Origin of the sequence: Vibrio sp. TBV020 (assembly GCF_046056895.1) — a bacterium.
In the GTDB taxonomy this organism is placed as follows: Bacteria; Pseudomonadota; Gammaproteobacteria; order Enterobacterales; family Vibrionaceae; genus Vibrio.
On record NZ_JBEEAQ010000003.1, the window covers coordinates 1,110,248 to 1,133,241 of the forward strand.

A 22,994-nucleotide genomic window follows, 5' to 3' on the forward strand; every position below is an offset into this window, starting at 1 on the left:
GCCCCATTTTAGTTCAATCAATCCTGCGAGAACACCTGATGAGAATTGCTTTAGGTATCGAATACAATGGTACTCAATACTATGGCTGGCAGCGCCAAAGAGAAGTTAAGAGCGTTCAAGAAAAACTAGAACGAGCTCTAAGCGTTGTTGCGAATCACCCTATCGAAGTTCAATGTGCTGGTCGCACTGACGCTGGCGTGCATGGTACAGGTCAGGTTGTCCACTTTGATACGACAGCGACTCGAAAAATGGTCGCGTGGACAATGGGAGCAAATGCGAATTTGCCAGGAGACATAGCTGTTCGTTGGGCAAAAGAAGTACCAGAAGAGTTTCATGCTCGTTTCTCAGCAACCGCCCGTCGCTATCGATACATCATTTTTAATAGTGCATTGCGCCCAGGGATCTTGTCTTCAGGTGTCAGTCATTATCATGGTGAACTTGACGAGAAAAAGATGCATCAAGCCGCTCAATATCTGTTGGGTGAGAACGACTTCACATCGTTTAGAGCAACGCATTGCCAGTCACGCAGTCCATGGCGAAATATGATGCACATTAATGTGACGCGCCATAATCAATATGTCGTAATTGATATTAAAGCCAATGCGTTTGTTCACCATATGGTGCGTAATATCACAGGAAGCTTGATTTGTGTCGGCCGATGTGAGCAAAAACCAGAGTGGATAGCTGAACTGCTAGAAGCCAAAGATCGCAAGCTAGCAGGAGCGACGGCAAAGGCTGAAGGCCTCTATTTAGTTGATGTTGACTACCCATCTGAATTCGAATTGCCAAGAGTGCCGATTGGACCACTATTTTTGCCAGACAACTTGAACTAATACGTGGTAAATTGTCGAAAGAATCAGAGTCTTAGTGCGTGAGAATTTTCTTCAAGAAATAGGTACAACCAGTTTTTTGTCTACACTTGGCATTTAATATGCTTTAATCCTCACGCGTAAATTCAGAATTTGTATCCTTCGCATTGGCGCGGGAGTAGAGAGAAAAGGTCTTCCATGAGTTGGCTTGAAAAGATTTTAGAAAAAAGCAATATCGTTAGTTCACGTAAAGCGTCTATCCCTGAAGGGGTTTGGACTAAATGTACTTCATGTGAGCAAGTGCTTTACCACGCTGAACTAGAGCGTAACCTAGAAGTATGTCCGAAATGTGACCATCACATGCGTATGAAGGCGCGTCGTCGTCTTGAAACGTTCTTGGATGAAAATAACCGTGTTGAAATCGCGGATGAGCTTGAGCCACAAGATAAGCTTAAGTTTAAAGATTCTAAGAAATACAAAGATCGTATTTCTGCTGCGCAAAAGAGCAGTGGTGAGAAAGATGCCTTAGTCGTAATGAAAGGCGAGCTTCTTGGTCAGCCTATCGTTGCGTGTGCATTCGACTTCTCATTCATGGGCGGTTCAATGGGTTCTGTTGTAGGTGCTCGTTTCGTTCGTGCTGCTGAAGCTGCTATGGAAGCGAACTGTGGTTTAGTTTGTTTCTCTGCAAGTGGTGGTGCACGTATGCAAGAGGCGCTTATGTCTCTAATGCAAATGGCTAAGACCAGTGCGGCGCTAGAGCGTATGTCGGCAAAAGGCCTACCATTCATTTCGGTAATGACCGATCCAACAATGGGTGGTGTATCAGCGAGTCTAGCTATGCTAGGTGATATCAACATCGGTGAGCCAAAAGCGCTAATCGGTTTTGCTGGTCGTCGAGTTATCGAACAAACAGTACGTGAAGACCTACCTGAAGGCTTCCAACGCAGTGAGTTCCTGTTAGACCATGGCGCGATTGATATGATCGTTGACCGTCGTGAAATGCGTCAGCGCATTGGTAGCTTAATGGCGAAGATGAACAATAAACCATCACCATTGGTTGTTTCAGTCGACGATTCGCCAAATGAAGCTGCTTATTCTGTACCAGAAGCGGACGAAAAAGGGTAAAGTAACTTACTAACAAGCAACCACAATTCATTGGTTAAAGTTAGATGAGTCAAACCCAAATTCCTCAAGCCACATCTTCACTAGCGATGTGGCTTGATTATTTAACAAACATCCACACATCAGCAATTGATCTCGGTTTAGATCGTGTTCAAGCTGTCGCTAAATCAGCAAACCTTACCAAACCTGCTCCTACAGTGATTACTGTCGCTGGTACTAATGGCAAAGGCTCGACCTGCGCATTGATGGAAGCAATCTTACTTGACGCTGGCTATTCAGTCGGTGTTTATAGCTCCCCGCACCTTATTCGTTACAACGAACGTGTTCGCGTAAATGGCCAAGATCTTCCTGATGAGAAGCATGTAGAAGCTTTTGACTTTATCGAGAAGCAGCGCGGTGAGATCAGTCTCAGCTTGTTCGAGTTCGGTACGTTAGCGGCATTACGCCTCTTTCAAATTGAAAAGGTTGATATCGTATTACTTGAAGTTGGGCTCGGTGGTCGTTTAGACGCAACCAATGTTGTCGATCATGACGTTTCGATCATCACGAGCTTGGCGATTGACCATGTTGATTGGTTGGGCGACGACATCAATGTTATTGGGTTTGAGAAGGCGGGTATTTATCGTAGTGGCAAGCCAGCAATTTGTGGCCAACCTAAAGCGCCTGCAACTGTAGCTGCTCATGCTGACGATATCGGTGCTGAACTTTATCAAGTTGAGATTCAATTTAATTACGAACTTACAGATGATAATACGTGGCGCTGGGTTCATGGTTCTTACGAACTGGATAATTTACCGGTACCAGGGCTACCTTTGCAAAACGCTGCAACGGCACTGATGGCCCTGGCGACGTCTCACCTTGATATAACCGACATCAACATTGTGAAAGGTCTGCAAAACGCGAAACTACCAGGTCGTATGCAGCTCCTCAGCTCTGAGCCAACAATTCTTCTGGATGTTGCGCATAACCCTCACTCGGCAGAGTATTTAGTTGAACGTGTTGCCAAGCAATATCCAAATAAGAATATTCATACCGTTGTTGCAATGTTGCACGACAAGGACATCCAATCAACGCTTGAAGCTTTGGCTCCTGTGGCATCAAATTGGTACCCTGCGTCCTTATCTGGTCCAAGAGCGGCAAAAGCGGAAGAGCTTTGTCAGTTTCTGCCACATACGACTGAGCAATTTTCTACGCCTGTAGAAGCATTTGAAGCTGCAATGACAAACGCGACTCAAGATGATGTCATTCTTGTCGTCGGCTCTTTCCATACGGTTGGGGAAGTGTTAGAGCATTGGCAAACCAAAGGAGTTTAAATGGCAAGTAAGTTTCAAAATCGTCTAGTGGGCACCATTATTTTGGTGGCTGTAGGTGTGATTGTGTTGCCGGATGTTTTGGATGGGAAGAAGACCCATTACAAAGAAGAAATCGCAAGTATCCCTCTAAAACCTGAGCTAGACAGCGAGCTGGAAAGTTTTGAAGTCCTTGATCCTGTTGATGACTCTAATAGTCTTCCAGATACACCGGTAGAAGTTGTCGATATCGAGGATGAGGTTGTCCCTGAAGATAAACCACTTCCTGTGGTGGTGAAAGACGTTCCAGAGCGTAATGAATACCAAGATTCAGCTTGGATAGTTCAGCTTATGGCACTTAAGAATGCCGACAATGCTAAAAACCTTGTAAACGATTTACAAAAGCGCGGGTATCAAGCACACACGAAACCTGAAAATGGTTTCACTCGAGTAATTATTGGCCCTGATGTGTCCAAGAGTAAATTGGAACGTCAGATTATTGAATTAGAAAAAATTACTGGTTCAAAAGGTCAATTGCTCAAATTTAAACCACTAAATCCATAAGAAAACGTTTGCGTCAGCGTTTTTTCTGTTAAAATGCGCGCCAACTTAAGATGTAATTAGAAAATGAACACATTAGATATCGTCATTTTAGGTGTGATCGGGCTGTCGGCTTTGATCAGTTTAGTTCGCGGTTTCGCGAAAGAAGCATTGTCATTGGTTATATGGTTTGGCGCTTTTTTTATCGCCAGTCAGTACTACGCTAAATTGGCGGTGTACTTCTCCAATATCCAAGATGAGATGTTTCGTAACGGAGCAGCGATCGCCGCCTTGTTTATTGCAACACTGGTTATTGGCGCAATCGTAAACTACGTAATTGGCCAACTAGTACAAAAAACAGGTTTGTCAGGAACAGATAGAGTATTAGGCATCGTGTTTGGCGGTCTGCGTGGTGTTCTCATTGTCTCTGCGGCGCTATTTTTTATGGATGCGTTTACATCGTTTCCAGACTCACAGTGGTGGAAAGGGTCACAGTTGGTGCCGGAGTTTAGCCGTGTCATTGCTCCTTTCTTTGAACACTTACAAGCAACATCTAGTTTCTTATCTGGCGCGCTATAACGCGCCAGTCATTGTCGAAAATCGAGGGTTAAGACATGTGTGGTATTGTTGGAATCGTGGGCACTACGCCTGTAAACCAGTCTATCTATGATGCGTTGACGGTATTGCAGCACCGTGGCCAAGATGCCGCGGGTATTTGTACCATAGAAAGCAATCGTTTTCGTCTGCGTAAGGCGAACGGTTTAGTGAAAGATGTGTTTGAAGCAAAACACATGCAGCGCCTACAAGGTACAGTAGGTATTGGCCACGTTCGTTACCCAACAGCGGGTAGCTCAAGCGCTTCTGAAGCACAGCCTTTCTATGTGAACTCTCCATTTGGTATCACTCTGGCACACAACGGTAACTTAACTAACGCTGCTGAAGTACGCGAAAAGTTATTTGAGAAAGATCGCCGTCACCTAAACACAACCTCTGACTCGGAAGTGCTGCTGAATGTACTGGCTCATGAGATTGATACCGTTAAAGGTAATGTGACTGCAGATGACGTGTTCCGAGCGGTAACTAATGTACACCGTGCGATCAAAGGCGCTTACGCAGTAGCAGCTATGATCATCGGTCATGGCATGGTAGCGTTCCGTGACCCTAATGGCATTCGCCCTCTATGCCTAGGTAAGCGTGAAGTTAATGGCTTAACAGAGTACATGGTAGCTTCTGAGTCAGTAGCGCTTGACGCCGTTGGTTTCGATTTTGTACGTGACGTTGCACCGGGTGAAGCTATTTATGCCACTTTTGATGGTCAGCTTCATACTAAGCAATGTGCTGACAACCCAACATTAAACCCATGTATCTTCGAATTTGTTTACTTCGCTCGTCCAGACTCATTTATTGATAAAGTGTCGGTGTACAGTGCACGTGTTGAAATGGGTAAAAAACTGGGTGACCGTATTCGTGATGAGTTTAGCCACCTTGATATCGACGTGGTAATTCCTATCCCTGAAACGTCATGTGATATTGCTCTTCAAATCGCTCAAGCAATTGATAAGCCATACCGTCAGGGCTTCGTTAAGAACCGTTATGTTGGCCGCACGTTTATTATGCCAGGTCAGCAACAGCGCAAGAAATCAGTACGTCGTAAGCTGAATGCAATTCGTTCTGAATTCAAAGATAAAAATGTATTGCTAGTTGATGACTCAATTGTTCGTGGTACGACATCTGAACAGATCATCGAAATGGCTCGCGATTCAGGTGCGAAGAAAGTATTCATGGTTTCTGCAGCACCAGAGATTCGTTTCCCTAACGTTTACGGTATTGATATGCCAAGCGCAACAGAGCTGATTGCACATGGTCGTGACAATGATGCTATCTGTAAGCAAATTGGCGCAGATGAATTAATTTTCCAAACACTCGACGATCTTGTTGATGCGGTAGGCCTAGGCAACACAGATATCACTAAGTTTGAAACTTCAGTGTTTAACGGTGAATACGTAACGGGCGATATTGACCAGAAATACCTAGACTTCCTTGAGTCATTACGTAGTGATGATGCGAAAGTGCAGCGAGAAATTCAGCAAGAACTCGCGAACCTAGAGCTTCACAACGAAGGTGCATAGGTCTGTAGCTTGAACGAAACACAAAAAAGCCGATATAAAAATATCGGCTTTTTTATTGGAGTTCATTTATTCGCGTTTTAGCTTTTCACGCTATAGAGTTGGCTAAGCATAAACATCGCCGTTGCACTAATTACAACAGAAGGACCAGCAGGCGTGTCGTAATGCCATGACATGGAAAGTCCAAGTAAAACGGCAATAGCACCGATAAACGAGGCCATAATTGCCATTTGTTCAGGTGCTTTGGCAAAGCGGCGTGCTGTTGCGGCAGGGATGATGAGTAATGATGTCATAATCAGCGCACCCACAAACTTCATTCCGATCGCGATAACCAGACCAACCATCAGCATCAATACTAGGCGCATTAAATCAACATTATGCCCTTCAACAGCAGCGAGATCTTCGTTGACAGTGGTTGATAATAAAGAACGCCAGAAAAAGCCCAAAACAGATGCAACAACAACGACACCTAGGTAGATATACGCGAGGTCTTCTGGAGTTACTGCCAGCAAATCACCAAAGAGGTAACTCATCAAATCGATTCTGACGTTGTCTAAAAAGCTAACTGCAACGAGACCGAGTGAGAGGGCACTATGAGCCAGAATACCGAGCAAAGTATCAGTTGCGACTAATTGCTGTTTTTGTAAGCTAACAAGAACAAAAGCCAGAGCTAAACAGCAGATAGTCAGTGCCAAATATAGATTAACATCGAGCAAGAAGCCCAGAGCTAGGCCCATTAAAGAAGCATGTGCGAGTGTGTCGCCAAAATAGGCCATGCGTCGCCAAACAACGAAAGAGCCTAATGGCCCAGCAATTAAAGCAATTCCAAGTCCAGCAAGAATTGAAGGTAGTAGAAACTCAATCATGATGATGCCCATGTGAGTGATGAGAACATTGAGAACTTTCTCCTGAAACTGGTTGGCCAGCTAAGTCATGGTGATGATGATCATGCTGGTGATGGTAAAATGCTAAAGATTGCTGGTGGCTGTGACCAAACAACGCTATGTAACTTGGATGTTGAGCGATATCGGCTGGAGCGCCAGAGCAACAAATATGGTGATGTAGACAGATAACATCATCTGTTTTTGCCATCACTAAGTGTAGGTCGTGCGACACCATAAATACTGCACAATTAAAGCGATGACGAATCGTGTCGATGAGGTCATAAAGGTCTATTTGCCCCTGTACATCAACGCCTTGCGCTGGTTCATCAAGGACTAACAGATCTGGTCGCTGTAATAGAGCGCGAGCAAGTAGCACACGTTGGTTCTCACCACCGGATAGAGAATGCATGTTATTGGTAAGTAAATGCTCAGCTCCCACTAGTTTTAGCGCATCATGAAGCTCTTGTTTACTGTATTTGCCAGCTAGACGTAAAAATCGTTCTACGTTGAGTGGAAGAGAGTCATTCAGTTTGAGCTTTTGTGGAACGTAACCAACCTTCAGTCCTTTTGCTTTGACTACTCTACCTTTGTAGCGTCGCTGTAAGCCGAGAAGTACTTTAACGAGGGTAGATTTACCTGCGCCATTAGGGCCAATCAACGTGGTAATTTTGCCTCGCTCCAGAGATAAATTAACGTTATCTAGGACTTTTCGTTCATCAAATTGAACGCAGATGTCATTTAATTCGACTAGTGCCGACATGAATGGAACTCATTTGCAATTGGTTAATGTTATAATGTAACATTTGTTGGTCCGTTAAACCAGAGAGTATTCTAGTTCGCTATGAAACGTTTTATATCTGCATGTGCCCTCATGCTTGTTAGTTCCTCATTTGCTCATGCAGCAACCGTATTAACCAGTATCAAACCAATTCAGTTGATTACTTTAGAGTTAACAAAAGGTGTTGATCAACCGGAGGTGTTACTTGCTTCGAATACCTCGCCACATGATTACGCATTAAAACCTTCAGATGTAAAACGACTACGTACTGCTGACCTTGTAATTTGGTTCGGTCATGACTTAGAACCGTTTCTAAGTAAAGTATTAGAAGGTCAAGACAATGTGTTAACACTGAGCGAAACTAAAAGTTTAGAGCTACGCGAATTCGATGGCGGGCACCACGACCACGATGGCCATGATCACGGCAGCCATGACCCTCACTTTTGGCTAGGTTACAAGCCAACGCTGCAAGTTGCGCAGGCGATCACTGAACGTCTTTCAGAAGTCGACGCATCGAATAAGGCGCAGTATCAAGATAATCTGGCAGCGTTTGAAGTACAACTAGCAGAGCAGCAAGAGAGCATTCGCGCTCAGCTAGCCCCTGTTGCTGACGCAGGATACTATGTTTTTCATGATGCATATGGTTATTTCGAGCAAGACTTCCCATTGAACCACCTGGGCTACTTCACAGTCAGCCCAGACAGAAAACCTGGTGCGAAAACCTTGATCTCGATTCGTAAAGCGTTGGCTAACCAAAATGCAATGTGTGTTTTCTCTGAACCTCAGTTTACTCCTGCGGTTGTTGAGTCTGTTACACGTGGTAGTGACGCGAAAACGGGTGTACTCGACCCAATTGGCGCTGACGTAGAGGTAACTGTAGGCGCTTACTTCCAATTTAAACAAAACTTAGCTGATAGCTTCAGCAACTGTTTAGTCCGTTAATTCCGTCAAGTCAGAGGTGAATTTTGCCTCTGGCTTCTCTCTCTACTTGTGAAGCCCTTTAAAAAGTCATCATTTAATGATGACCCTTACTTGTTAATCTCCTCAATTCCTAGATAATTATTATCACAAAATAATTAGGGCAGTTTTTGTGCCCACAGCCAGTACTGGTTATCTTTCTCGCTGCTAGGACAATTCTTTGATTAGAACAGTATGGATGTTCTTCATGTTGCTGGTATCTGCACATGTTTTTGCATCTAACTCATCACTCATGGTCTTTTACCCCTTGCCAACACAGGCTGAGGGCAAAGTGTTTGCGGCAAAGCAATTGTTTCTCGCAGACGGCGGTGGCATTTGGTTGCAAGATGTACGTAATCAAGTTCTGTTCTTTGATGGTCAAAACATCACACCAGAAGTAGGTTCAGCGCTAGAGTTTGAAGCGGAACAAGTCGCTTTTTTAGACAATGCTTTTTGGACATTTTTCCAAAATGAAATTTATCGTACTGTTCCCAACCAAGAAAAAGAGCTGATTTTTAGTCTCACTCCAGGCAGTGAGATCCTACGCATTGGTGCATCTAAGCGATTTATTTGGGTGTCTGATGAGCGTAACTTTTATACTTACAATGTCGACAGTGGTGAGTTTCAAACTCTTTCATTGATGGAGTTGTACCAATATAACCAGTCCTCAAAGATCCTCATCAACGACGCTAGATTTATATACTCGCGATGGGTGCTAGCAACCAATGCAGGGGTTTATCTTTCTAAAGACGAGCAGTTTGAACATGTGGCGAGTTCTGGCAAGCACTATGTTGAGAAGCTCTATTTTTCAGACAAGCGTCGAGAGTTGATAATCGGTTCTTTAAATGGAGCACTCATCTTTGACATCGAGAACCCCGGGAAACCGATAACAAGTATTGCAGGCAGCCATGTACTTAGTATTACTGAAACCAGTCAAGAGTATTGGATTGGTACTGAGAAAGGGCTGTTTGTATATTCCTTTTTGACAGGAAAAACCAAACGTTTTGAGCAGGGTTTTTTGGCCGGCAATGAGCTAGCAGGTGAAAAAATCTACTCGTTGCTTAACGACAATGCCGGAGGGATCTGGATAGCGACGAACCGAGGTGTTCGCTACTTTTCACTTTTTTCTCAGAAATTCGAGCGCTTTCCTAGTGCGCAATTAGCCTTTAGTAATCGTAGTGAAACATTGCTTAAGTTTACACCTGCTGATAATCACGATAGTTATTGGGCACTGACCAACAATGGTGTTTACCGAATCAGTTTGTCTAATATTGGTAAGCGGAAGCTAGTATACAAAGGTAAAGTTCACGATATTGAAGAGAATAATGGCGTTCTTTGGGTCGCAACGGACGAGGGTATTGTTTGCATCAATAGTGATAGTGGAGAAATCATCGATGACTCACTTCCACGCTTCTTAAAAGAGACTAGTGTTCGCTTTATCGAGTTAGACGAGAAAAATGTGGTTTGGGGAGCGAGCCAGAAGCAGTTATGGAGCTATAACTTAGCAACTCGAAAACTAACGCAATATGGCTCTGAATGGATGATTGAAAAATACCTTCCAGCTCAATTGACCCATATGCATGTGACAAATCAAGGCTATCTATCGCTTGGCACCGAGCACGGTATTTACTTGCTAAAAGATGGTCAAGTTCACTTTGTTGGTGAAAGTGTCCCTTATGGTGAAGTTATCGATATTACTCAACCATCTGACAATGAGTTATGGGTAGCAAGTCGATATGGTCTATATCAGCTCGATTTATATCAAGAACAAGTAGAACCGATTACGATGATTGGCGGTCATATCACGCCAAAATGTGTTTTGCAGAATCAAGATGGAATATGGTTGACGTCATCAATCGGCTTGTCTCGATACAGTGCTCAAGGTGATTTGATCCACCACTATGGTGAGCCATTTGGCCTAATTAACAATGAGTTTTTAGCTGGGCTATGTAGTTATAGCAACGACAATGAACGCACCTTGCTGTTAGGGGCTAAATCAAGCCTTGTTAAAGTAAACACCCACCAACTCGTGGTCAGCAAGTTACCTGATATTCGGATAATTATCAGTCAAATTAAACGTAACCAATCACTCTACTCATTGGGGAATACTCTAAAAGAGCGTCCAGAGTTAGGCTATCAAGAATCGATTACTTTCCAATTTGGAGTGCTTCCAAGAGCAAATAATCTGAGCTTAGAGTACCGATTGAATGATGATGCTGATTGGCAGTCTTTAGATGGGGCGACGTTGACTATCGAGCACTTAATGCCAGGCTATTACACGTTAAATGTACGCGCTACACGCAATGGCATTTTACAAGGACAAAGCAATAGCTATCACTTTGTGGTTACAGAGCCTTGGTTTATGACTAACTCTGCAATCGCGGCCTATATCATGGTATTGGTGGTTGTGATCGTAGTGTCTGTTTACTGGCGTTCTAGGATGATGACGGCTGCGAATAGAGAGTTAAAAGCCCAAATAGCGCTTAAGACTAACCAGCTTCGCCATCAAAGTCGGATTTTATTGACGAATAATCAGCAACTGAGAAAACAGCTCCAAGTGAGACGCCTGATATTTACTCAGTCAGTCAATGCACTGAAAGAGAAGCTGGGGAATATCGCGAGAAAAGAGGGCGAATCAAGTGGTATGTTGGCTCAGCTCTCGAGAGAACTCGACTTATTGGCGACGACAGGCTCTACTAATGGCAGAGCTCTTCCTGTTCACAACCTTACTCTTATTATTCAATCGGCACTTAGCGGTTGGAAAGAAGAATTTGCTAAAGCTGGCGTTAATGTAGAGGTAGAAGCAGAAAGCGACCTCTACGTAGGTTTGGTTAACTTTAATCTAGATGAAGTCTTTAACATACTGTTTGATGGGATCATAAAGCGCTGTTATCGAAACCAAACGGTTGTGATTCAACTGTCTCGTAGAAATGATGTGGTGTCGTTTGCGATGTTGGATCAAGGTGAGGAGTTTGAAAGTGCATCAATCCTAACTTCTACGTTACAGAGTCTTCGTACTTTGGTTGAACAAAGTGGAGGCGAAATGAACGCTCATGTCTCTAACGAGCGAAATCTCATTGAAATAACGTGGCAGGCGAGTGATATGTTTGATGAGGACTCTATCGTTTCTGCGACACCAAACGAAACGAAGGCTACTTTTGAAGAGAATGACCCTTGGCTTGAAAAAGTGGTTGGGCTCGTTGAAGAGAACTACACCGACCCTGACTTTAGTACATCTTCTGCCGCTAAGATGCTGTTTGTCTCAGAGCGAAGCTTACAGCGTAGACTCAAGTCAGCAATAGAGAAGACGTTTACTGAGTATCTTACGGAAGTTCGTCTCGACAACGCTTGCCGTCGATTATTGGCTGGGGAAAAAGTATCAGAAGTGGCGTTTGAGTGCGGATTCAATGATCCTTCCTATTTTAGCCAACGCTTTAAACATCGCTTTGGAATGTCACCAACTCAGTTCGTTGAACAACAAGATCGAATTTAACTTTATCTATTTTGTCTCTTTGGGCTATACCGTGAAGAATAGCGGTGTGGCTCTTTCCTATTGGTATTAGAAACCAAAACTCTGCGTTAACCCTGAGCATTAGTGATATGTCTATATGGATGGGTTGATGCGTAATATAGAAACGATACCCTGCTTGAGTGCTGAGTGCTGAGTGCTGAGTGCTGAGTGCTGAGTGCTGAGTGCTGAGTGCTGAGTGCTGAGTGCTGAGTGCTGAGTGCTGAGTGCTGAGTGCTGAGTGCTGAGTGCTGAGTGCTGAGTGCTGAGTGCTTGAGGGAGATTAGGACAAGAAAAAAAATATCGTGGTATAGCCGGGGGGACTATACCACGGGTGCCAATGACACCTTCGCTTGCTGCCGGAGTGACGCTTGTTGCGCCACCTCTGGAATTCAATGTTTTGTCGTTAGGGTGTTCCCTGTCGACGTGAATAACTATAACTGCGCTTACTTATTTTACTTATAAAATTAACGCCAGATTGACATAAGAAAAGCGACACTTTCATAAGTTTATGTTTTTAAAGACTTTATTGTGGGTTTTCTACTTATTGATAAATTGTATAGTTATATTTATAGATTTAATTTCAAACTTTTTAACGAAATTGACGTGAGTAGTTTTTACGTTTTTCACTATCGAATTATTGGAAACATTGATTTCAGACAAGATCTATCTGCTATATCAGAGCTAGTATTGCGATTGTTAATAAAAATTCTTCTCATTTATATATCTTGGCCTGTCTATGAAACTCTCACAATTACAACAAGGGCAAAAAGCAACTATTACTAGCTTTACTGAGCTCTCCAATGACGTCAGAAAAAAATTAATGGTAATGGGGCTATTGCCTCAAACCCCCGTCAAACTGATCCGTAAGGCACCAATGGGAGACCCTCTTCAAGTTGAAGTTCGTGGTGTTTCTTTAGCCGTTCGTCTGAACATTGCTGACGCAATTCAAGTGGAGGCGAACTAATGGAATATAAAATCTTAACCGTTGGTAACCCAAACAGTGGTAAAACAACGCTTTTTAATGGCTTGACTGGTGCTAAGCAGCAAGTAGGTAACTGGGCTGGTGTTACCGTTGAGAAGAAAACAGGTAAATACACCCACTCTAGCGATGACTTTTTACTGACCGATTTACCTGGTATTTATGCTTTGGATAGTGGTAATGATGGTAACAGTATTGATGAATCAATCGCATCTCGTGCAGTCTTGACTCACCCTGCGGACCTAATTATTAACGTTGTTGACGCAACGTGTTTAGAGCGTAGCTTATATATGACGCTTCAATTGCGTGAATTAGGCCGTCCGATGGTTGTCGTCTTGAACAAAATGGACGCGCTAAAACGTGAGCGTCAAACCATTGATCTTAAAGGTTTAGAAAAGGTGCTGGGCTGCCCAGTATTTGCAATTTCTGCGAACAACAAATCACAAGTCCAAGCATTCAAAGAGCGTTTACATAAATCGCTCGTTCAAGGTGTTGCTCTTAACGAGATGCGTTTGGACTACGGATCAGAATTTGAAAGCGCTATTGCAAAGGTGGAGGCAATATTTGATCAGCAGTCAGAAGTTTCACCACGAGCTTTGGCAATCCGAGCATTAGAAAACGACTTATTGGTACTCAACGCTTTGGCGCAGCCAGCACGAACGGCCGTTAAAGCAGAGCAGAGTGAGGTTTCTTTCGATGTAGATTTGCTAGTCGCAGATGTGAAGTACACATTCCTGCATGAACAGTGTAAAAAAGTTCGCCGCACGGAAGGAAAACTAAGCCACAGTTTCACGGAGAAAGTTGACAACATCATTTTGAATAAGTGGGTTGGCGTACCTTTCTTCTTTGTTGTCATGTATTTGATGTTTATGTTCTCGATAAACATTGGTAGCGCATTTATCGACTTTTTCGATATTGGTGTCGGTGCTCTGCTGGTGGATGGTGGCCATTATCTACTAGATGATCACTTACCTGTATGGTTGGTTACTCTTCTTGCAGATGGCGTCGGTGGCGGTATCCAAACGGTCGCAACCTTTATTCCTGTGATAGCCTGTCTGTACTTATTCTTAGCGGTGCTAGAGAGCTCGGGTTATATGTCACGTGCAGCATTTGTACTCGATAAAGTGATGCAAAAGATTGGTCTGCCGGGTAAAGCGTTTGTGCCACTTGTTTTGGGTTTTGGTTGTAATGTTCCATCGATCATGGCGACTCGTACACTCGACCAAGAACGTGAACGTAAACTCGCAGCATCAATGGCGCCATTTATGTCTTGTGGTGCTCGCTTGCCAGTATATGCATTATTTGCAGCAGCATTCTTCCCACAAAGTGGACAAAACGTTGTGTTTGCTCTTTACCTATTAGGTATCGTCGCAGCAGTGTTCACGGGATTAGTGCTGAAAAACACCTTATACCCAGGCTCAAGCGATAGCCTAGTGATGGAAATGCCTGATTACGAATTACCGACAATGCGTAATGTCGTGATCAAAACGTGGCAAAAGCTGAAGCGTTTCGTCCTTGGTGCGGGTAAAACGATCGTTGTGGTAGTGACGATTCTGAGCTTCCTAAACTCTGTGGGTACGGATGGTTCATTTGGTAATGAAGACAGCGAAAACTCGGTACTTTCAAAAGCTTCTCAAGTCGTGACACCGATTTTTGCGCCGATTGGTATCCAAGAAGATAACTGGCCGGCAACAGTGGGCATTATCACCGGTATCTTCGCTAAAGAAGCTGTAGTGGGTACGTTGAACAGTTTGTATGCACCAAGTGATGAAGAAGCGGGTGAATTTGACTTAATGGCAAGTCTTGAAGAAGCGGTCATGTCTATTCCAGATAACCTAGCGGGTTTAAGCTACTCAGATCCATTGGGTATTGAAGTCGGTGACCTCACGGATAGCCAAACAGTTGCTGAAGAGCAAGAAGTGGACGCATCTATTTTTGGTAACCTAAAAGGCTACTTCGCATCAAGCCATGCTGCGTTTGCCTACCTAATCTTTATCTTGCTCTACACACCATGTGTTGCTGCTATGGGCGCTTATGTGCGCGAATTTGGGCAAAAATACGCACGCTTTATTGCTGTCTGGACGATGGGTTTAGCTTATGGTGGTGCAACATTGTATTACCAAGCCTCTCACTTTGCAGACCATCCTGCTACTAGTGCGGCTTGGATCGGTGGCATCCTACTAATAAGCGTTATCACCTTCCGTATGCTAAAAGCGGCTGGATGTAAACAAGTAGAAGAGTTAGAGGCACAATTAGCATGATTCTTAGCGAGCTGAAGCAACATATCGATGCAGAGGGTTGTGTATCGAGAAAAGACCTAGCGAAGAAATTTTGTCTAAGTGAAGACGGTGTGGATGCGATGCTCTCGGTATGGATCAATAAAGGCATGGTATCACGCTTAGTCGATACCAACGCCGCGAAACACGTTACTAGGGTACGTTACGCTAAGGTAACAAGTGACTCCTTAGCGATGACCGTTACTATGTAAACTAAACGTTGAAAATTAAAAAAGCCGTTCTTATGAAGAACGGCTTTTTTTATTCGTTATGTTGACCAAGCCCTAGCAGTTTAACCCCAATGCTCAACAACAAAATTGATGCAGGAAGAAGTAAGATCTCCCAACTCAGTTGATTGAAGTTGATCAATACCAGCTCTAAAAACTTAACAAACAGAATGACAATAATGACTTCGGTCAGCTTGTTTTTTAGGTGGCCAATGTTTGGCGTCTTAATCCAACTTAGAGGTTGGTTTGGTATCGATTCTTTACTTTCATTTTTAATGAATAGGGTGTAGATACCATGAGCGAAGATAAACAGAACTAGCGCAACTAGAAAAGTATCGAGTGACTTTACAATGTAGCTAATGGCAATATCCGCGCTATCCAAGTGTTGCAGTTCAGTACTAGGCACTGCTCCAAGCAGAAAGACTTCAATAGCGGTATAGGTTTTGCTGGCACCAATGATAAATAGCAGTGCAGACCCTACCATTGAACAAACGATGGCAATCCAACTAATGTAACGAAAATAATGGAAGGCTTTTTTACTCATGTCTCTCTCCTTAATCTGTGGGCACAGTGTATAGAAGAGTAACTGGTGTGATAATCCCAAGATTCTGAGAAAGATTATTACAAATATGTCATTAATCAGCTGTATTGTTTACAGCTGATTTTTAGATATGCTAGGCGCGTGTGAATAGCTTACTTAGTGATAAGACGTTGCCAATTCGCATTTGTAGTTCAGCTTGTTCTTCTTCACTACGGAACTCTCCTTGAGTGTTACCCCATACTGGCCCTGGCCATGCGACATCACTTTGGAATCGAGCGATATGATGGATGTGAAGTTGAGGCACCATATTACCTAGCGCTCCTAAATTGAGCTTGTCTGGCTGGAAAGTGGCTTCCAGAGCTTGGCTTACCGCTTGTGACTCATGTAAGAATTGTTGTTGCTCTTGCATTGGTAGGTGGTGCAATTCTTTAAGGTTTGCGCGCTTAGGAACCAAGATAACCCATGGCACCGCATTATCTTTATGCAGTAAAGCTACACATAGTGGGAAATGACCGATGACCGTGGTGTCGTTGGCGAGTTGAGGGTGGAGTTCAAAGCTCATAGATTTTGTCCAAACAGTATTGATGAGCTGAGTATACTGCAAATAAAACAAAAGGTTGACGCTCTCACGTCAACCTTTCTAATTATCTATAAGCTTTTGGTGTCGCTTACATACGCTCTAGAGTATCAATGCCTAATAGTGATAGACCTTGCTTGATTGTCTTAGCAGTTAGTGCAGCAAGCTTCAGGCGGCTTTGCTTAACAGATTCATCTTCAGTGTTAAGGATTGGGCACGCTTCGTAGAAGCTAGAGAATTGACCTGCAAGTTCAAATAGGTAGCTACACATAATGTGTGGTTGACCTTCACGGGCAACAGACTGAACCGCTTCTTCAAATTGTAGAAGTTTCGCGATTAGTGCTTTTTCTTTCTCTTCGGTTACTTTGATTTCGCCAGCTAGGTTATCCATAGAGATGCCCGCTTTCGCGAAGATTGAAGATACACGAGTGTAAGCATATTGCATGTAAGGCGCAGTGTTGCCCTCAAACGCTAGCATGTTGTCCCAGTCAAACACGTAGTCAGTGGTACGGTGCTTAGAAAGATCTGCGTACTTAACAGCAGCCATTGCAACAGTGTTAGCAATGTTTGTCTTCTCTTCAGCTTCTAGCGTTGGGTTCTTAGACTCAATGAGTTTAGCTGCGCGTTCTTCTGCTTCGTCAAGAAGGTCTGCTAGGCGAACTGTACCGCCAGCGCGAGTTTTGAATGGGCGACCATCTTTACCTAGCATCATACCAAATGCGTGGTGCTCAAGAGAAACTTCCTCAGGAACGTAACCCGCTTTGCGAACGATAGTCCAAGCTTGCATTAGGTGCTGATGTTGACGTGAATCGATGAAGTAAAGCACACGGTCAGCGCCTAGTGTCTCATAACGGTACTTAGCACAAGCGATATCCGTTGTCGTGTATAGGAAGCCACCATCACGTTTTTGGATGATAACGCCCATCGCTTCGCCATCTTTGTTCTTGTACTCCTCTAAGAATACAACCTGAGCGCCGTCATCTTCTTGTGCAAGGCCTTGCTCTTTAAGGTCTGCAACGATGCCTGGTAGCATGTCGTTGTACATGCTCTCACCCATAACGTCGTCACGAGTAAGAGAAACGTTTAGACGGTCGTAGTTACGTTGGTTTTGAACCATAGTAACGTCAACAAGCTTCTTCCACATCTCTGCACAGTACTCGTCGCCGCTTTGTAGCTTAACTACGTAGTTACGTGCGCGAACAGCAAATTCTTCGTCTTCATCGTAGAGTTTTTTAGATTCACGGTAGAAAGCTTCAAGGTCAGATAGTTCCATTGAAACTTCGCCAGACTCTTTTTGTACACGTTCTAGGTTTGCGATAAGCATACCGAACTGAGTACCCCAGTCACCAATGTGGTTCGCACGAATAACTTTGTGGCCTAGGAATTCAAGAGTACGAACAACCGCATCACCGATGATGGTTGAACGTAGGTGACCAACGTGCATTTCTTTCGCAACGTTCGGTGCAGAATAGTCAGCAACGATTGTTTTCTGTTCTTCAGCTGCAACGCCTAAACGAGAGTCAGCCAAAGCTACATCAGCTTGTTTTGCTAGGAACTCTTCGCTCAGAAAAATGTTGATAAAACCAGGGCCAGCGATTTCAGTTTTGCTTGCGATACCTTCTAGGTCCAGAACATCCAATACTTTCTGTGCGAATTCGCGTGGGTTAGTACCTAGTTTTTTTGCTACGCCCATTACACCGTTTGCTTGGTAATCACCAAACTGAGGTTTTGCAGATTGGCGAACGGCTGCAGGACTGCCTACAGGTGCGCCAGCGGCTTCAAGAGCCTGAGATACTTTGTCGTTAATAAGTGCTTGGATATTCACACGCGCTTCCTTCAATTCTGGGAATTGGTTAGCTATGCATTCCGAGTTATTCAGGTGCAAAGAGCACTAAGGCTGAATAATATCCACGGAGTGGAATGAATGCATATCTCGATCTAGTTCATAAATTTGGCGCACATAATACCAACTTTATCGCTCCGCTTATAGGGAGTGAACTGTGAAATTTTCTACTTTTCCTGACGATCTTGTTAGTATTGAGGAAAAATCAACGCATTGGGTACGTAAAAATGTCACAACAGCTCATAAACGCTGAATTAATGCCTTCTCAGATGAAATCAAATCTTGATGAATTTATGCATAAAATTCAAGATTTAAGCGATGTTTTGCATATAAATCTACAACCATTTCAGGCCGATCATGTCGCATTGCGTATAAACGATGCTGAACTGGCAAAATTAGCGCATCAAGAGTGGCAAAAAGAGGGGCAGGTTATCTCGAATGCTCAAATTAATGGCCGTCCAATCATCGTCATTTTGTTTGAGCAGGCGCTAACTAGCCTTGGTTGGGAGATTGAGTGCTTAGAATTGCCTTATCCAGCACCTGGTAAAACTTACCCAGAGCAGAGTTGGGAACACGTAGAATTTGTTGTCCCGTCAAATGCGCAAACAGCGGACGAGTATTTAGCTGATCTAAAGAACCAGTTTCCTGCTTTGGCGAAAAATTGGGACGCTTTGACAGATAAAGGGGTAAAAGTGAAGCTTTCTAGTCCGAAAGGCGAGGGCGAGCGACTGCATAACCCGACGGTTGCATTTAAATACAAAGGGGTGTGCATTAAGCTCCACCCCCATCCATTAAAAGCGATTGTTGAATCAGAGCAATCAGCCTAACTCAATATCTTTCGGCCTTAATTGAAATTCTTCAATCGAGCCGATCTCTTGACCTAAATTGAGCTTCTCCGACTCATGGTGTGCGTTACCTTGTGTGTGCATGATGAGTCGGTTTGCCGTTCTTGGTTTTAGCTCATTGACAATGAAGCGAATCATATCGGTTCGAGTGAGTGCTTTAAGCTCTTTTAGAACGACTTCTCTTTGATTGAACTCCAAGTCTTTATTTCCAATGGCTACCCAAAGCCTTTGAGCGCGGCCTCGCAAGGTCGTATCTGGTGTAGCGATTTGATTCCACAATCCGCGTTTACTGCTGTGCCATTGATATTCATTGAGTTCAAGTAAGACCATATAGAAGGCGTTAAGGAACTCATCTATTGATTGAATTAAATCGATTGGTGCTGCATTAGGTGATTGAACATATAACGCAATACCCGGGTGGCGATTTAGCGGCAGATTACCCGTACCAACCATATAACCCAACTGCTGTTTCGTGCGAATTTCATGGAAGAAGGTCGCAGACATCAGGTGATTGGCGAGTGAGTAGAGGGCAATACTCCGAGGGCTGGTATCATCACACTGGTAGTAGAGTACAGTGGCTGAGTCTTCTTGATCACAAAAGACCTCACGCTGGAATGAACCATTCTTTCCTAACATAACCAATGGTCGCAGCGCTTCTTCATACAATTGATCTTGAACTCGTAGCGCATCTTTGAGTGTGTCACCTAGAGCGATAGCATCTGACTTGGTCCAGTCACCATAGACAAACATCTCGACATGAAGTTCAGCGAGGATTGCATCAACAAAGCTTGAGAGCTCATTGACATCAATAGACTCTAAAGCTTCAAGCAATACAGAATAGGGTGGGTTATTGGGTTGCAAAATCCCCGTAAGCGCATTGAATAGCTGAGAAATAGGGCGGTCTTGCGCTGAGTTGCGCCAATTTCGCAATAGCTGCTGTTTAATGGTCTCAAAGCGTTGTTGGCTGAAGTCACGCTTAGCAAAACGGCTCAGGATAAGTTTCATTAACTCTGGTTGCTTTTGGCTAAACCCAGAAATGGTTAATGTTACCCCGCCTTGGTGTGCATACATGTTATAGCCCATACCAGCAATTTCAGCTTGGTAAGTTTCAGCTGCCAAACTGTCGAGGAACATCTCAACGCATAAGCGAGTTTTGACAATATTGCGTGGGTTTTCGACGGCATGAGGGCTATCAATAGCAACATAGACTACCCCTTTCGGCACACGAAATTCTTCATCTTGTAAATGCCAAAGCTTAAACCCAGGCAGTTCTTCAAGGACTTCTGGATTGACTTGAGTAGACTCAAGTTCTTTAGGATCTAAGTCGTAGCAAATAAATGGATTCTTTTCAGGCAGCCCAAACTTGAGTGGGCTAGCTTTTAAGAAATGCTCTCTCTGCTGCTGGGTAAATTGAGAGACCGAGTAAGGTGTGAAATACCATTTTGCGGTTTTGTCATACTGGTAGCCATGAGCAATCAAGGTTGTGCGGAGGTTGTCTGGCTTTAAGTAATCCATCAAAGATTGTATTTGGGCTTCGTCATAGTGATTCATCATGAAATCACCATAAATAACATCGTCAGGCTGATAGTGCTGCATATTGACTACAAGATGACTGACTAAATCGAGTGGACGAGTAGGCTCTTGAAAACGAAATGCCGACTCTAATACCGCTTGTTTCTCAAGGTAGCGCCATTCATCGAAGCCTTGGCTCTTTATGAGTTCTAGGTAGCTAAAAACGGCTTGAGTAATGTCGTCTGTGTGCTCAAGTCCAAGTGGAGTCAAGGCGCAACTGACCGTGAACTCCCTGTAGTTACTACCACTTGTACCACCACCGGCTGACAGTGAGGTTATCCATCCCTTATCTTTGAGTGCTATCATCAAACTGTCGTCACCTTCGTAACCCAGTAAGTGAGCGAAAAAAGAGAGCGGTTTGGATTGATAGAATTCGTCCATGCCGGGCATTGGGAATGCGAGTATCAGCTTACGAATTTCTTTCACTGGTTCGACGTTAACTTGGATGCCCGTGGAGTTTTCGTCACAGTACGGAATAGTAATCGATTTGTTTGCTAAACTGTGGTTTGGGATTGCTGAAAATTTTTCGTGACACCAAGCTTCTAACTCATCGAGAGATTGAGGCCCCGCGACTGAAAGCGTCATGAGATCTGCGGAATATTGCTCGTAATGGAAGGCAACAATTTCGTCGCGGATAGTATTGCCATCACGATCACCGAGAGTTTCTAAGTTCCCGACGGAAAACTTGCTGAAAGGGTGCGCAGGGTTGACTAGCTCTTTATGAACTTGATACAGGCGTCTTGAATCGTCAGTTAGTTTGAGCTTGTATTCTGACTCCACAGCCTGACGCTCTTTATCTAACGCTTCTGGGTTAAATAAAGGGGCGGTAAAAAACTGACTGAAACGGTCTAAACTGGTTTCGAAGGCATTGGGTGAAACGTCAAAAAAGAAACAGGTATGCTCTGTACCGGTCCAAGCGTTGTTATTGCCCCCATGCTGACTAATATAGCTTTGAAATTCGCCCACTTTAGGGTACTTTTCTGTGCCTAAAAATAGCATGTGCTCGAGATAGTGAGCCAAACCTTCACGATCGGAAGGGTCGTCGAAATGCCCAACGTTCACCGCTAATGCTGCGGCTGATTTTTGTGCGGTATCGTCGTGAATCAATAATACCCTAACCCCGTTTGAGAGTGTTAAGTAACGGTATTGGTTAGTATCATTTGGGCTAATGTGCACGATGCCATCTCCAGTCAGTTTGAGAATGCCTTATAGACAATAGAGTAATTATGACTCGGATATGGATGACTGCAAACTATCTGTTTGAGAAATATGAGCAAAATGGAAATCAATGCCATTCAACGCTCGGTGCGAAGAGTGTTAAGAATGTCAGAGTCTTTCGGGGCAAAGTTGATATAATTATTCATAGCTCAATGAGTTTTCTTTAAGCAACGCAGTACAAAGAAGACAAACAACAAAAAGACGAGAATAACAATAGCCCGCTACAGTTGAATTACGGGATAGTATTAGGAAGAAGCCATGAAAATTTTTATTATGCGTCATGGAGAAGCTGAGCATTATGCATCAAGTGACGCAGAGCGAGAGCTGACTCAGCATGGCCGTAAAGCCTCAGTCGCTGTCGCGAGAGCATGTGCGGACAAAGGTTTCGCTCAGTTTGATAAAGTGTTAGTAAGTCCTTACATTCGTGCGCAGCAAACTTGGCAAGAAATCTCATCTGTATTTTCATCACAACAGATCGAAACGTGTGATGATATAACACCCTATGGAGATTCTGAGCAGGTAGCGGATTATGTTTCAGCGCTTGTGGACGTTAATAAATATGAAAGTGTTCTAATTGTCTCGCACCTACCGTTAGTTGGGTATTTAACTGCAGAGTTTGTGACCGATATGACTCCGCCGATGTTTCCAACATCTGGTTTGATTTGTATTGAGTATTCTCTAGAAAAACTATCTGGTGAAGCTCTGTTTAACATTCATCCATAGTAAGGCTAAGACCAAGCTATTGTCCTATTGGTAGTATGGGATGAAAGTGAGTGTCCACTCCCTAATACAGCTTTCGTTATTCTACGATAGCTAAATCACAACGAGCCATAAAATTGACAGACTTGGTGGACTAGATATTGCATAGTTACGCCAAGTTGTTCTTTTTCTGATATTTAC

At 43.7% G+C, this 22,994-nt stretch carries 19 protein-coding genes; 13 read left to right on the forward strand and 6 right to left on the reverse strand.

What is annotated here, in order from left to right:
• Positions 1-38 precede the first annotated feature (38 nt).
• From truA to purF, 6 genes are all read left to right on the forward strand, one after another.
• Positions 39-833: a tRNA pseudouridine(38-40) synthase TruA gene (truA, locus tag AAFX28_RS13070; protein ID WP_408688246.1), complete on the forward strand. Its 795-nt coding sequence runs from the start codon at positions 39-41 to the stop codon at positions 831-833.
• Positions 834-1,007: 174 nt separating this feature from the next.
• Complete coding sequence (gene accD / locus AAFX28_RS13075; protein WP_408688248.1) at positions 1,008-1,934, forward strand: acetyl-CoA carboxylase, carboxyltransferase subunit beta; 927 nt, start codon at positions 1,008-1,010, stop codon at positions 1,932-1,934.
• 44 nt (positions 1,935-1,978) lie between these two features.
• Positions 1,979-3,244 (forward strand): bifunctional tetrahydrofolate synthase/dihydrofolate synthase, encoded by a 1,266-nt coding sequence (gene folC, locus AAFX28_RS13080; protein WP_408688250.1) that lies wholly within the window; start codon positions 1,979-1,981, stop codon positions 3,242-3,244.
• Positions 3,245-3,784, forward strand: coding sequence for an SPOR domain-containing protein (locus AAFX28_RS13085; RefSeq protein ID WP_408688252.1), 540 nt, complete (start codon positions 3,245-3,247; stop codon positions 3,782-3,784).
• Positions 3,785-3,847: 63 nt separating this feature from the next.
• Positions 3,848-4,339, forward strand: a complete 492-nt coding sequence (locus tag AAFX28_RS13090) for a CvpA family protein (protein ID WP_408688253.1) — start codon at positions 3,848-3,850, stop codon at positions 4,337-4,339.
• Positions 4,340-4,374: 35 nt separating this feature from the next.
• Positions 4,375-5,889, forward strand: a complete 1,515-nt coding sequence (purF, locus tag AAFX28_RS13095) for an amidophosphoribosyltransferase (protein ID WP_408688255.1) — start codon at positions 4,375-4,377, stop codon at positions 5,887-5,889.
• Between the two features lie 77 nt (positions 5,890-5,966).
• Here purF and znuB read toward each other — a convergent pair whose 3' ends face one another.
• Together znuB and znuC are read right to left on the reverse strand one after the other, a co-directional pair.
• Positions 5,967-6,752 carry a zinc ABC transporter permease subunit ZnuB gene (gene znuB, locus AAFX28_RS13100; RefSeq protein WP_408688257.1) on the reverse strand — a complete coding sequence of 262 codons (786 nt, stop codon included), beginning with the start codon at positions 6,750-6,752 and terminating at the stop codon, positions 5,967-5,969.
• Complete coding sequence (znuC, locus tag AAFX28_RS13105; protein ID WP_408688259.1) at positions 6,745-7,530, reverse strand: zinc ABC transporter ATP-binding protein ZnuC; 786 nt, start codon at positions 7,528-7,530, stop codon at positions 6,745-6,747. Before znuC ends, znuB begins: the two co-directional genes overlap by 8 nt.
• A gap of 81 nt (positions 7,531-7,611) precedes the next feature.
• Between znuC and znuA the strand changes: the two genes are divergently transcribed.
• From znuA to AAFX28_RS13130, 5 genes are all read left to right on the forward strand, one after another.
• The gene (gene znuA, locus AAFX28_RS13110; RefSeq protein WP_408688261.1) at positions 7,612-8,490 is read left to right on the forward strand and encodes a zinc ABC transporter substrate-binding protein ZnuA; all 879 of its coding nucleotides are present in this window, start codon (positions 7,612-7,614) and stop codon (positions 8,488-8,490) included.
• Between the two features lie 223 nt (positions 8,491-8,713).
• Positions 8,714-11,998 carry a helix-turn-helix domain-containing protein gene (locus AAFX28_RS13115; RefSeq protein ID WP_408690870.1) on the forward strand — a complete coding sequence of 1,095 codons (3,285 nt, stop codon included), beginning with the start codon at positions 8,714-8,716 and terminating at the stop codon, positions 11,996-11,998.
• 754 nt (positions 11,999-12,752) lie between these two features.
• A complete protein-coding gene (locus AAFX28_RS13120) occupies positions 12,753-12,980 on the forward strand; it encodes a ferrous iron transport protein A (RefSeq protein WP_408688262.1) in 228 nt (75 codons plus the stop codon).
• Complete coding sequence (feoB, locus tag AAFX28_RS13125) at positions 12,980-15,256, forward strand: Fe(2+) transporter permease subunit FeoB (RefSeq protein WP_408688264.1); 2,277 nt, start codon at positions 12,980-12,982, stop codon at positions 15,254-15,256. Before AAFX28_RS13120 ends, feoB begins: the two co-directional genes overlap by 1 nt.
• Positions 15,253-15,483, forward strand: coding sequence for a FeoC-like transcriptional regulator (locus AAFX28_RS13130; RefSeq protein WP_408688266.1), 231 nt, complete (start codon positions 15,253-15,255; stop codon positions 15,481-15,483). Before feoB ends, AAFX28_RS13130 begins: the two co-directional genes overlap by 4 nt.
• A gap of 49 nt (positions 15,484-15,532) precedes the next feature.
• Here the strand turns inward: AAFX28_RS13130 and AAFX28_RS13135 are convergent, their stop codons facing one another.
• The 3 genes from AAFX28_RS13135 to argS form a co-directional block, all read right to left on the reverse strand.
• A complete protein-coding gene (locus AAFX28_RS13135) occupies positions 15,533-16,042 on the reverse strand; it encodes a YqhA family protein (protein ID WP_408688267.1) in 510 nt (169 codons plus the stop codon).
• Between the two features lie 130 nt (positions 16,043-16,172).
• Entirely contained in the window at positions 16,173-16,601 is a 429-nt protein-coding gene (locus AAFX28_RS13140) for an HIT family protein (protein WP_408688269.1), read from the reverse strand.
• 106 nt (positions 16,602-16,707) lie between these two features.
• Positions 16,708-18,441, reverse strand: coding sequence for an arginine--tRNA ligase (gene argS, locus AAFX28_RS13145; protein WP_408688271.1), 1,734 nt, complete (start codon positions 18,439-18,441; stop codon positions 16,708-16,710).
• 245 nt (positions 18,442-18,686) lie between these two features.
• Between argS and AAFX28_RS13150 the strand changes: the two genes are divergently transcribed.
• A complete protein-coding gene (locus AAFX28_RS13150; protein ID WP_408688272.1) occupies positions 18,687-19,286 on the forward strand; it encodes a VOC family protein in 600 nt (199 codons plus the stop codon).
• Here the strand turns inward: AAFX28_RS13150 and AAFX28_RS13155 are convergent.
• Positions 19,278-22,052, reverse strand: coding sequence for an insulinase family protein (locus tag AAFX28_RS13155; protein ID WP_408688274.1), 2,775 nt, complete (start codon positions 22,050-22,052; stop codon positions 19,278-19,280). The genes AAFX28_RS13150 and AAFX28_RS13155 overlap by 9 nt on opposite strands.
• Before the next feature lie 300 nt (positions 22,053-22,352).
• Here AAFX28_RS13155 and sixA point away from each other — a divergent pair, with 300 nt between their 5' ends.
• Positions 22,353-22,817 carry a phosphohistidine phosphatase SixA gene (gene sixA, locus AAFX28_RS13160; RefSeq protein WP_408688276.1) on the forward strand — a complete coding sequence of 155 codons (465 nt, stop codon included), beginning with the start codon at positions 22,353-22,355 and terminating at the stop codon, positions 22,815-22,817.
• Positions 22,818-22,994: the final 177 nt, after the last annotated feature.

Excerpts from the sequence above, each read along its gene's own strand:
- znuB (WP_408688257.1), bottom strand. The coding sequence starts at position 6,752 with ATGATTGAGTTTCTACTACCTTCAATTCTTGCTGGACTTGGAATTGCT.
- AAFX28_RS13140 (WP_408688269.1), bottom strand. The coding sequence starts at position 16,601 with ATGAGCTTTGAACTCCACCCTCAACTCGCCAACGACACCACGGTCATC.
- AAFX28_RS13115 (WP_408690870.1), top strand. The coding sequence starts at position 8,714 with ATGTTGCTGGTATCTGCACATGTTTTTGCATCTAACTCATCACTCATG.
- AAFX28_RS13090 (WP_408688253.1), top strand. The coding sequence starts at position 3,848 with ATGAACACATTAGATATCGTCATTTTAGGTGTGATCGGGCTGTCGGCT.
- znuA (WP_408688261.1), top strand. The coding sequence starts at position 7,612 with ATGAAACGTTTTATATCTGCATGTGCCCTCATGCTTGTTAGTTCCTCA.
- truA (WP_408688246.1), top strand. The coding sequence starts at position 39 with ATGAGAATTGCTTTAGGTATCGAATACAATGGTACTCAATACTATGGC.
- accD (WP_408688248.1), top strand. The coding sequence starts at position 1,008 with ATGAGTTGGCTTGAAAAGATTTTAGAAAAAAGCAATATCGTTAGTTCA.
- AAFX28_RS13150 (WP_408688272.1), top strand. The coding sequence starts at position 18,687 with ATGTCACAACAGCTCATAAACGCTGAATTAATGCCTTCTCAGATGAAA.
- sixA (WP_408688276.1), top strand. The coding sequence starts at position 22,353 with ATGAAAATTTTTATTATGCGTCATGGAGAAGCTGAGCATTATGCATCA.
- folC (WP_408688250.1), top strand. The coding sequence starts at position 1,979 with ATGAGTCAAACCCAAATTCCTCAAGCCACATCTTCACTAGCGATGTGG.
- znuC (WP_408688259.1), bottom strand. The coding sequence starts at position 7,530 with ATGTCGGCACTAGTCGAATTAAATGACATCTGCGTTCAATTTGATGAA.
- AAFX28_RS13135 (WP_408688267.1), bottom strand. The coding sequence starts at position 16,042 with ATGAGTAAAAAAGCCTTCCATTATTTTCGTTACATTAGTTGGATTGCC.
- purF (WP_408688255.1), top strand. The coding sequence starts at position 4,375 with ATGTGTGGTATTGTTGGAATCGTGGGCACTACGCCTGTAAACCAGTCT.
- AAFX28_RS13120 (WP_408688262.1), top strand. The coding sequence starts at position 12,753 with ATGAAACTCTCACAATTACAACAAGGGCAAAAAGCAACTATTACTAGC.
- AAFX28_RS13085 (WP_408688252.1), top strand. The coding sequence starts at position 3,245 with ATGGCAAGTAAGTTTCAAAATCGTCTAGTGGGCACCATTATTTTGGTG.
- feoB (WP_408688264.1), top strand. The coding sequence starts at position 12,980 with ATGGAATATAAAATCTTAACCGTTGGTAACCCAAACAGTGGTAAAACA.
- AAFX28_RS13130 (WP_408688266.1), top strand. The coding sequence starts at position 15,253 with ATGATTCTTAGCGAGCTGAAGCAACATATCGATGCAGAGGGTTGTGTA.